Raw genomic sequence first — 3,488 nt, forward strand, 5'->3', positions numbered from 1 at the left:
TTTCATTCCTGTAGCCAAAAACAATTATAGCCATAACAAATGACCTCGCTAATTAGCGAGGTTTTTTTGTTTCCGTGGGTGGTGGCTATTGATATTAAAAATATTAATGGAGGTGAAATAAGTTAATTAATCAATCAATGAGCAGATAAATAAATAGTCTCGTGAGTTATAGCATTCAACTCAACTCTAAATAAGGAAATTAATTATGGGTGAAGGACACAGTAATGTAACGGGCCACGGCAGCCGAGGCCCAACCGGCGGTATTAAAGGGGGTCCTGCCGGACAAGGCAGTAGTAATTCAAATCGGGGCAGTGGCTGGGGAACCTCAAATACGCCTTATGGCAAAATTCATCATTATAGCCCGAGCCAATTTGGTCGCAGCAATCGTGGTGGAAATAAGGGCGGTAATAATCATTCAGGGGCTACCAGCAATACACCGGGTCTGGCACAACGGCCAGATATGCAGGCTTATATGGCCGTCGGGGGCGTACCCGCAGTTATCACATTAATTGATGGGAATTGGGGGATCACCTTAAGTCGGCTTTCGGTGGTGGCGGCATTTGTCGAAACTCAGCTCACTCGCATAGGGTCATGGGCGATGCGCACCAGCCCCATCGGAGTGGCAGTCATGGGCATGATGCCCTCATCCATTGCCCCTGATCCCCCGATGGGCCATTACTTTACCACCCCGGTTCTGCCCGCCAACAGAGTCACTGATATGCCGAAAGAGGCGTTACAGACAGTGGCGGATGTTGCGGTTAATGTCCGCATCAGTGATGTGACGGAAGCGGGTGTGCAACAGGCAGTATTAGTCAAAAATCCAGCGGTAATACAACGTGTTCCGGTGGTTAAAGCGGTTCCAACGGCGACACCGAATCTCTATACCGCACCGGTTCCTGGTGTCACGCCGATACACATCAATGTGGTTGATAATGTGGTGCCTGCTCATCAGACACCACCGGCAGTGGCTGGCAAACCCACCGCGATACCTATTGAGAATGCGCCCGTTAAGAAGGTGGCTACCTCTGCGGGTCGCCATACCCGTGATGCCATCATCGTCTTTCCCGAGGGTACAAATATTGATCCGTTGTATATCTCAATGATTCGAATCATCAGTACTCATGAGATTAGGGAGGAAGCGCGCCGTGCTTATGAAATGGCGCGGAGTGAGCGGGAGGTGGCGGAAAGTGCTCTGGCACAGGGCCAGCCGTTCAACTCGGTTGCAGAAGAGATGGGGCTGAAAAAATCGCTGACGGACAAGCAGGTGACAGAAGTCGCGGCACATATTCTGCTGCTGGAAAAAAGCCTGATGTTGCTGAACCAGGAGGTCACTCAGGTGCAGCAACGCCTTACTCACCTTCTAAGTCCTGAAAACAGAAGGACATTCAGGCACATTCCCGAGATACGCAGGTTGAAGGCGGTGGCGAGCACCCAACAAGGCGAGGTGAATACCTTAAATCAGGGTATTGCGGAGTTAAGGGCCAGGCAGGCAGCGTTATTAGTGCTGCAACAACAAGTTAATGCCGATATTGAAAGAGCAGAACAGCAGCGCGTTGAAAGTGCACGGCTGGCAGCAGAAGCAGCAGCAGAACGGCAGCGCGTTGAAAATGCACGGCTAATGAGGGAGCGGGAGAAAGCAGAGGCCAGACAACAGGAAGCCATTCGCCAGGATACGTACTCTTTGCCCGCTTATTCGATGTGGAGTTTTTACCCACCTGGTTTTGCCGTCGCCGGAATGGGGTCTATTGAGCTAGGACAAGAAGTTATACAGGGATTAGGTACTTCACTGCGAATGGCACTGGTAAGACTCGGAGCCATTACAACCTCATCGGTAGCAGATCCAATGGCTGTGACTGTTGCCGCCGCTTTCAATCCACGAAAGGAGGGGGAAGGCTCAGATAAACCAACAGGCTGGGATCGCCCACCTTTAGCAAGTATTATTCGCCGGATTAACTACTTGGTAGCCGATCCGATGATTGCTGCTGTGATTACTGCTGTTGTTGCCGCTGCTTCCGGCTCCCTTAAAGAGGGCGAAGGCCCAGCTCAACTGCCGGATTTGGCTCGGCCACTTTTAGCGGGCGCCATTCCCCTTCATAGCATGTGGTTATCACATGGAGTTTGGTCAGCAAAGCAAGCGGATATTGAACTCCCGATTCGAATGTTAATCACTGACGCTGATGGCCTGATGGAGGTTCATGCGGTAAAAACCGGTGTGGGCGGTGTTTCCGGCAGGGTAAAACTTGTGGGTGCACAATATGATGCAGCTAAGGGCACCTATTTTTTTACCACTGATAATTTACCGTCCCGCACTTTTATGTTTACACCAGTAACACCGCCGGGAACGGATCTCAGTCCGCTGCTACCACAACCGGAGAGTGCGCCCGCACTCCCGCTGCATACCGGTGAAACCGTCATCCGGCACGCAGTCATCCATACTGTGTTCCCCCTGCCCGCGCTGGAAGAGCATGATTTCCACGATTATGTCATCTGGTTCCCGGCAGATTCGGGGCTGGAGCCGGTATATGTTTACCTTAAAAGCCCGCGCGAGGAGCCGGGTATCGTGACGGGACGAGGGCAATCCGTGACGGGTATTTGGCTGGCAGGGGCGGGAGAGGGGCTAGGCGCACCAATCCCCGCACAGATCGCAGATCAATTACGTGGCAGACGGTTTAGTAGTTTTGATAAATTCAGAGAGGCATTTTGGGTCGCCGTTGGGCATGATCCTGAGTTATTGGGGCAGTTTAAATCTGGTAACGTGGGAAACATGAAGAGTGGTAAAGCTCCATCTCCTAGAGAAAGTGAGCAGGTAGGCGGGCGAGTGAAATATGAACTCCATCATGTGAAACCTATTGATATCGGGGGGGGCTGTTTACGATATTAATAACATGAGAGTGTTAACTCCAAAACGACATATAGATACCCACAAACAGGTGAAATACTATGGAAATTAAAACTATTGCTGACTACACGGAATCTGAATTTTTAGAATTTGTAAGGAAACTCTTCAACGTGGAAAGTTCTTCTGAAGAAGAGGATATAAAGAATCTTCTCGAGTTTAAGCGGTTATGTGAGCATCCGGCAGGATCTGATCTTATCTACTACCCAAGTGATAATAGAGAGGATAGCGCTGAGGGAGTTGTGAAAGAGATAAAAAAATGGCGAGCCGAGAATGGCAAGCCCGGATTTAAAGAGTAAATTAGCGGGCTAAACAATAATATAATCCGTCTTTTATGGCGGGTTATATTACTAAGATAGACTATATGTATAAGCACTCATAAGTGAAGTAATTATTAATTGGTTTTATAGCGGTTATGCATTTTTGTTTTATTAACCGAAAATGGAATTAATGCTATCACTGCCCGGAAAAAATCTTGTAAGGTGTTAGTTGTGGTTAAGCTCATCACAAAGACCCTATTATTTTCACTCCTGTAGCCAAAAACAATTATAGCCATAACAAATGACCTTGCTAAGCAGTGAGGTTTTTTTAT

The 3,488-nt window shown here is 48.8% G+C and carries 4 protein-coding genes; 3 read left to right on the plus strand and 1 reads right to left on the minus strand.

All coding sequences use genetic code 11. The features are described 5' to 3' along the window. Positions 1-205: 205 nt before the first annotated feature. Genes FTA91_RS00005 through FTA91_RS00010 form a run of 3 tightly spaced genes read left to right on the plus strand, consistent with a single transcriptional unit; the run spans position 206 to position 3,195 of the window. Entirely contained in the window at positions 206-2,881 is a 2,676-nt protein-coding gene (locus tag FTA91_RS00005; protein WP_235896812.1) for an S-type pyocin domain-containing protein, read from the plus strand. 4 nt (positions 2,882-2,885) lie between these two features. Then, positions 2,886-2,951 (plus strand): hypothetical protein, encoded by a 66-nt coding sequence (locus tag FTA91_RS20425; protein WP_328592888.1) that lies wholly within the window; start codon positions 2,886-2,888, stop codon positions 2,949-2,951. Then, entirely contained in the window at positions 2,941-3,195 is a 255-nt protein-coding gene (locus FTA91_RS00010; RefSeq protein WP_050116536.1) for a bacteriocin immunity protein, read from the plus strand. Before FTA91_RS20425 ends, FTA91_RS00010 begins: the two co-directional genes overlap by 11 nt. 95 nt (positions 3,196-3,290) lie before the next feature. Here FTA91_RS00010 and FTA91_RS20190 read toward each other — a convergent pair. After that, positions 3,291-3,488, minus strand: a 198-nt coding sequence (locus FTA91_RS20190; protein ID WP_222423180.1) for a hypothetical protein, incomplete at its 5' end; no start/stop codon positions are given.

The sequence above is a fragment of the Yersinia thracica genome, from assembly GCF_902170565.1.
Lineage (GTDB): Bacteria > Pseudomonadota > Gammaproteobacteria > Enterobacterales > Enterobacteriaceae > Yersinia > Yersinia thracica.